General features: G+C 63.1%; 2 protein-coding genes. Both read right to left on the reverse strand.

Features of this window, described 5'->3' with window-relative positions:
• Positions 1-256: 256 nt before the first annotated feature.
• Positions 257-757, reverse strand: coding sequence for a hypothetical protein (locus Q322_RS24295; RefSeq protein WP_034419393.1), 501 nt, complete (start codon positions 755-757; stop codon positions 257-259).
• Positions 754-3,252 (reverse strand): hypothetical protein, encoded by a 2,499-nt coding sequence (locus Q322_RS22050; RefSeq protein ID WP_156953189.1) that lies wholly within the window; start codon positions 3,250-3,252, stop codon positions 754-756. Before Q322_RS22050 ends, Q322_RS24295 begins: the two co-directional genes overlap by 4 nt.
• Positions 3,253-3,356: the final 104 nt, after the last annotated feature.

Here is a 3,356-nt window from a genome sequence, read left to right on the forward strand (position 1 = left end):
CCGCCACTCCACACTGGGCTACTTGACACCTCACGAGTTCGAACGCCAGGCTAAAGCCGCTTAACCTCAACTACGCAATAGCGGGGCAAGCCCAATGTGATGCCTCAAGCGTGGACGTGAGCAGGCCAAAATGAGCAGAATGCACACCCCCTATGGTGCGCGGGCGCGAAGTGCAGCAGGCATGAGAGAGCCGCCTTCACCGGGTCAGGGTGGGGCGGCTCTCCTGTTCGCACCGTCGCGCAGGTGCGTCAAGTGGTCATGATGCCGCCGCCGCGCGTGCTGCCCACAGGTCTGCCAACTGCCGGGGCGCGTCGAAGTTGCAGGCGTACAGGGCCGCGCAGGTCAGCACGTACTCACTCAGGTTGGGAACGATCCCCGACGGCAGGAAGCCGGGGCGGTTCAGGCTGTTCACCTTCGCCGCCTGTACCAGCGCCACCAATGGCCGGGGCAGGGGGGCAAAGCTCGCCCCGGCCACCACGCCCGGTGTTACGGGTGTTTGATCTGGGGAAACACCGGAGAAACACCGGGCCGGATTAGGCGTGCTGGCGCTACCTTCGGGTGTTTCGGGTGTTTTATTCTGACCCCCCGCTCTGGCGTGAATACACCCGATCACCTCCTGTTTCTGTTCCTTCAGTAAGCCCATCAGCTCAGAAGGAATGACGCTGGCAGGCTCGACACTGAGCTTTCCCTCTGCCGTGACCGTCAGGGACACCCCCAGGCCCTCCAGGGTGTCCACCAATCCAGCCGCGCCGATCACAGTTCCACTCGGTCACGCTCACCACTGCGAGGGGGAGTGAAAGAAACACCGGGAACACTGTCTAGTACGTCTGTTTCTTCCCGGTGTTTCTCCGGTGTTTCGGTATCTGGAACACCCGTAACACCGGGCCGGGGCAAGAGTTCCACCTGATACAGCCTGTTTTTGGTGGTCGAGTCCACCCCGGCCACCCGCAGACGACGCCCCGCGAACACGCGGTCCCGGTGTGTTAACAGCGCCCGCCCGATACGCTGGAGCTGCGATAGGGGTTTACGGCCCTCCCACAGATCGATATGGGAACCTAGCGCCATCATGGCGTCGAGAAACTCCTTAGCGGGAAGCCGTTTATCACCATGTACGTTGTAAACGGCTTCTAGGACGTTGCCCCATTCTTCCGGTTCGGGGTTGCTGATCTCATACAGATGCTCACGCCCCTCCAGAAAGCCATGCACCCCGGCCACGTCCAGCACGCCGCCCACAATGGCCGACCAGCTTTCATAGCTGCCCAGGCGCGCGGCCCCGGCTGGGCGTCCGGCAGCTTTCCACGCCTCGATCATGGTGATACAGGCGGCCACCAGGGCGGGGCGGTGTTGCCTGATCCAGCGCAGCAAGTCCGGGTGTTTGAATCCGGTGCGATTTTCGGGCCGCTCTACCTCCGCGTCAAGGCGGATCGGGATAATGCGGCGCGGCATGTCATCGTCCAGGCTGACGTTATTCCCCGTTGCCATCCACAGCGCATCATTGGAAAGGGTCAGCATCTCGGATTTGCCCAACCTGCGCCCCCGCCACGTCTGGGCTGTGAGCGCAGCGGCTAGAGCCTCACCACTCAGGGAATGCACGTTATCCAGCAAGATCACGCGGGAACCTTCCAGCAGCATCGATGTGACGCGCTTTTCAAACTCGTCCCCGTCCTTCGGTTGCACCATCACGCCCGCGCCGGTTCCCAGGGCAACCAGAGGGATGACCTCAGCAAGAAGACCCTTCCCGGTGCCGCGTGTGGGCGCTTCGATCATGTGTAGCGGGGTGGGGCCGTCGATCATGGGGCGAAGGAACGGCACAAGTAAGGCGGCCAGGGTGTGCGCGAATCCTGCCCGGTGGGCGAAGGGAAAATCATGCAGCAACTCGCGCAGCAGCTCTAGCCCCTCCCCAACAGTGGGCAGCGCGGGCAACTGAAAGCCGTGCAGGGCCAGGAACACGCCGCTGTCCGGGTAGTAGCCCTCTGCGGCGATCAGCGCCCCGTCTGCGCTGTAGACCGGCGTGGTCGCCAGTAGGCGCAGCGGGGGAAAGCTCAGCCGGTCAACGCGGGCCAGCAGATCGGGGGCAACGTCAGCCGGTGGCCGCGCTGGGATGGTGTAGGGTTCCCCGTCTTTGCCCTGTTCCTCTTTCACAAAATCAGCGCAGCGGGCCAGCTCGCCTTTTAATGCCACGGCGTCTAGCGGTTTAACCCGTGTTTCGCCGTCATCGATCAGGCGGGCCAGTTCCCCCGCGCGGTTAAACAGCCGGGGCGGGTTATTCTGTGCCATCAGCGCGTTCACAGCGTCCTGGGCAATATCTCGGAGCTGCCGCCCATTGATGACAATTTCAGGGTATCTAGTGGCCCTCTGTGGCCGGGGCAGATCGGGAATGCTGAAACCCGCTTCCTTCAGATACGGCAAGCCACGGCGGTTTTCAGTCTCGCCACTTTCCACGCTGTCCGCCCACCGGTCAATTTCTTCAGCCCATTCCTGCGGGGTGCGCGAGTTGTCCGCACACCACTTGCTGAAGACTTCCGGCGCTTTCAGGCCCTCAACCATTCCAGCCAGGTTTCCGGCGCGCTGTCCCAGGTTAAGGAATGCTGCCAGCGCGTCATGCCGTGAGTCTGGGGCGTGGGCGCGGGCTGCCGCTAGCAGCACGTCCACCGCTTCCGGCGTGAACTCGCCAGCGCCCGGAATGTCCTCCCCACGGTCTACCGCCGCGCTGGGCTGGGAACGCGCCGCCTCTTCTGCCGCCAGCTCTAGCAGGGCCCCAGCAGGATTGCGGGTAATCCAGTCTTCCAGCTCGTCGACCGGGATTGGCTGCCCGTCATCTGCCTCTAAGTACGTCCGGCCCAGGTAAGGCGGCTCGCCCTTTAGCGCGCGGCTGTAGGGCGTGATGATCCACCGCCCCGCCGCGTTGTCTCCCATCGGGTACGTCTCGACTTTCGGAATCCCGGCCCGGTGCGTGATGGCCCGGAGTGCCGCCCGCATGAGGCTGTAGGACAGGGCTTCATCAGCCCAGAGCCGTACGTGCCAGCCTTTCCCGCTGAAGCTGCGCTCAGAGTAAGTGGTCAGCCCCAGGTCATCACACGTTTTGAGAAGTCCCAGCCGCGCGGCCTCCAGTTTATCGCCTGGAAAGTCTTTCCCATCGAGGTCGATCGCGCCCACTGGCGTCCCGTCTTTTCCGCCGGGGAGATAGCCCAGCGCATGACCGGCAACCTTGCCACTCGCCCCCAGATGAGTCACAAGGGCCTGGGCAGTCACAGGTGCGCCTTCTATTGATCACGGCGTAAATACAGCCTGATACTCTAATGGCATGGCCGAATGGCAACCTTCACGGTATTCCCGCGCCCAGCTTGAGGAACGCC

Origin of the sequence: Deinococcus frigens DSM 12807 (assembly GCF_000701425.1) — a bacterium.
Lineage (GTDB): Bacteria > Deinococcota > Deinococci > Deinococcales > Deinococcaceae > Deinococcus > Deinococcus frigens.